General features: G+C 72.6%; 3 protein-coding genes. 2 read left to right on the forward strand and 1 reads right to left on the reverse strand.

The annotated features are described in order from the left end of the window. A partial coding sequence (locus ABZ070_RS36065) for a nitroreductase/quinone reductase family protein (protein ID WP_356640278.1) occupies positions 1 to 311 on the forward strand: 311 nt, incomplete at its 5' end. A gap of 245 nt (positions 312 to 556) precedes the next feature. Here ABZ070_RS36065 and ABZ070_RS36070 read toward each other — a convergent pair. Next, the gene (locus ABZ070_RS36070; RefSeq protein WP_356640280.1) at positions 557 to 1,786 is read right to left on the reverse strand and encodes a geranylgeranyl reductase family protein; all 1,230 of its coding nucleotides are present in this window, start codon (positions 1,784 to 1,786) and stop codon (positions 557 to 559) included. Positions 1,787 to 1,932: 146 nt separating this feature from the next. On the opposite strand from ABZ070_RS36070, the gene ABZ070_RS36075 reads away from it, so the two are divergent. Further along, positions 1,933 to 3,297, forward strand: a complete 1,365-nt coding sequence (locus ABZ070_RS36075) for a dipeptidase (protein ID WP_356640282.1) — start codon at positions 1,933 to 1,935, stop codon at positions 3,295 to 3,297. Positions 3,298 to 3,614 lie beyond the last annotated feature (317 nt).

Here is a 3,614-nt window from a genome sequence, read left to right on the forward strand (position 1 = left end):
CGCACAGCATGATAAAGGGGCTCCCCTATGACGGCGGCCCGTACCTGATCTCCGCCCGGGGTCACTCCCAGTGGGTCCGCAACCTCCGGGCGGCGGGCGGCGGACAACTCCAAGTCGGCCGCAGGACGCAGCGGTTCACAGCCGTGGAACTGCCCGACGAGCAGAAGCCGGAACTGCTGCGCACCTATCTCGAGCGCTGGGGGTGGGAGGTCGGCCGGTTCTTCGGCGACGTCAACGCCAAGTCGACCGACGAGGAGTTGCTCGCCGCGGCCCACAAGCACCCGGTCTTCCGCATCACCGTCACCCGGTGACGAGGGGACCCGACGTGCCCACGGGGCCCGGCGCGCCCATGTGACAGAACACGCCTCGGGACCCGGCGCGCGCGACCATCCCGGTGCGCCCGACCGGCCCGACGCACCGCGCGACAAAACGTGCCCGACCGACCCGACGCGCCCCGGGACAGAACGCGCCCGCCGCGCATCCGAACGCCGCCCGCCCGACCCGTCCCGCGCGGTCCCGCGGGACTCCCACCCGTTCCGCCCGCCGGGCGACCGCGCTACGCCCGCTTGTCCAGCATGTCCAGCGCCCGCCGCGCCAACGGGTAGGTACGCACCAAACCCGCCAACGTCGTCGACCCGCGAGTGATGTCCGCGAAGGCCTTCCACGCGGGCCGGAATCCCGTGAGCACGGCGTGCAGCAGCCCCGGCCTGCGCTCGAAGACGGCGAGCATGCGCCGCCCGACCGCCATTTCGACACCCAGCCCGGACTTGACGGCGAACGCGTAGTTCAACGCCTGCCGGCGCGCGTCGACGGCGTCGTGGGCCTCGGCGATCCGTACCGCCCACTCCCCCGCCAGCCTGCCGGAGCGCAGGGCGAAGGAGATGCCCTCCCTGGTCCACGGCTCGAGGAGCCCGGCCGCGTCGCCGCACACCAGCACCCGGCCCCGCGACAGCGGCGAGTCGTCGCTGCGGCAGCGCGTCAGATGGCCGGACGAGACGGCGGGCTCGAAGCCGGCGAGCCCCAGCCGGGCGATGAAGTCCTCCAGATACCGCTTGGTGGCGGCGCCTTCGCCGCGTGCCGAGATCACACCGACGGTCAGCGTCTGCCCCTTGGGGAACACCCAGCCGTAACTGCCGGGCATCGGGCCCCAGTCGATGAGCACCCTGCCCTCCCAGTCCTCCGCGACCGTCGCGGGGACCGGAATCTCGGCCTCCAGACCCAGATCCACCTGGTCGAGCTTCACACCGACATGAGCGCCTATCCGGCCGGCGCTGCCGTCAGCGCCGACGACCGCGCGGGTCAGGATCGTCTCCCCGTCGGAGAGCACCACGGCGACCGTACGCCGGTCCGGCACGGCGGGCCCGTGCTGTTCGACACGGGAGACGGTCGCGCCGGTGCGCAGCACCGCCCCCGCCTTCTGTGCCTGTTCGACGAGGCCGGCGTCGAAGTCGGGCCGGTTGATGAGCCCGAAGAGCATCCGCTTGGAGCGCCGGGTGCGTGCGAGCCTGCCGTTGAGCGAGAAGGTGACGGCATGCACCCTGTCGCGCAGCGGCAGCTCGAAGCCGGGCGGAAGACTGTCGCGCGACGGTCCGATGATTCCGCCGCCGCAGGTCTTGTAACGGGGCAGTTCGGCCTTCTCCAGAAGGAGCACTCTGCGGCCGGTCACCGCCGCCGCATACGCCGCCGATGCCCCCGCGGGGCCTCCGCCGACCACGACGACGTCCCAGACGTGGTCGCCAAGCTCTTTTGCCGCCTCTGCTCCGGTGGCATCGTTCTCGCTGCTCACGATGTACTTCTGCTCCCGATCCGACCTGTGGCCCAAGCTCTCGACGGCATCCTACGGCGCGGTCGTGTCCCACCCGTTGTGGGAGGATCGACCACACATTCGCCGTACACACATCGCACAACGACGTGCCCCCGAGGAGCGTGCCCATGACCGCCGTACCGATCGCCGAGACCGTCGCGTCACTGCTGCCCCGCGCCCGGGCGGAGCTGACGGAACTGGTGGCGTTCCGATCGGTGGCGGACCCGGCGCAGTTCCCCAAGAGCGAGTGCGAGGCCGCGGCGGCCTGGGTGGCGCGGGCGCTCGGGGCGGAGGGGTTCACGGACGTGGCCGTCCTCGACACCCCGGACGGTACCCAGTCCGTCTACGGCTTCCTGCCCGGCCCGGCCGGCGCGCCGACCGTGCTGCTGTACGCGCACTACGACGTGCAGCCCCCGCTGGACGAGGCGGCCTGGCTCTCCCCGCCGTTCGAGCTCACCGAACGCGACGGCCGCTGGTACGGACGCGGTGCCGCCGACTGCAAGGGCGGGTTCATCATGCACCTGCTCGCGCTGCGCGCCCTCAAGGCCAACGGCGGAGTGCCCGTGAACATCAAGGTCATCGTCGAGGGCTCGGAGGAACAGGGCACGGGCGGTCTCGAGCAGTACGCGGAGGCTCACCCCGATCTGCTGACCGCGGACGCCGTCGTGATCGGCGACACCGGCAACTTCCGGGTCGGGCTGCCGACGGTGACGGCCAGTCTGCGGGGCATGACACTGCTGCGGGTCCGGATCGACACCCTCGAGGGCAATCTGCACTCCGGGCAGTTCGGTGGTGCCGCACCCGACGCGCTGGCCGCCCTGATCCGCGTGCTCGACTCATTGCGTGCCGAGGACGGCTCGACGACCGTCGACGGGCTGGCCGCCGACGCGACCTGGGACGGAATCGCCTACCCGGAAGAGGAGTTCCGCAGGGACGCCAAGGTCCTCGACGGTGTGGGGCTGATCGGAGAAGGCTCGGTCGCGGACCGCATCTGGGCACGGCCCGCCGTCACCGTGCTCGGCATCGACTGCCCGCCCGTGGTGGGCGCGACACCTTCGGTCCAGGCGGGCGCGCGTGCGCTGATCAGCCTTCGGGTGCCGCCGGGCCAGGACGCGGCCGAGGCGACCAAGCTCCTGGCCGCACACCTGGAGGCGCACACGCCCTGGGGCGCGCGGGTGGCGGTGGAGCAGATCGGCCAGGGCCAGGCCTTCCAGGCGGATGTGACGAGCCCCGCGTACACGTCGATGGCGGCTGCGATGCGGGTGGCGTACCCGGGCGAGGAGATGCAGGCCTCCGGCATGGGCGGCTCGATCCCGCTGTGCAACACGCTCGCCGCCCTGTACCCGCAGGCGGAGATCCTGCTGATCGGTCTGAGCGAACCCGAGGCGCAGATCCACGCAGTGAACGAGAGCGTGTCGCCCGAGGAGCTGGAGCGGATGTCGGTCACCGAGGCGCTGTTCCTGGCCAACTACGCGGAGTCCAAGCGCCGCTGAGCGCTCGGCCGCGCAGATCCCCCACGGCCCCGCTCCGGGCGGCGCGTCCGTACGACGCGCCGCCCGGAGGCGGGCGGGTCCGCAGGCGGGCCCCGGACCCCGGAGCGGTCCGCGCCGGCCGGTCCGCAGGCCCGCCCTGACCGTGGGCGAGCCGGCTCGTGGTCAGGGCCGGTTCGTAGTCGGGCCCGGGCACCCGGACCGTGGAGGCGGTCCGCGCGAGACCGCTGCGCGCGTGCGGCATCACCGCGGGCACGCCCGACCCGGACGGCGGCTCCATCGGCCGCTTCGAGAGCGGTGAGCCCGACGGGCAGCTGTGG

Source organism: Streptomyces sp. NPDC006283, assembly GCF_040613325.1.
In the GTDB taxonomy this organism is placed as follows: Bacteria; Actinomycetota; Actinomycetes; order Streptomycetales; family Streptomycetaceae; genus Streptomyces.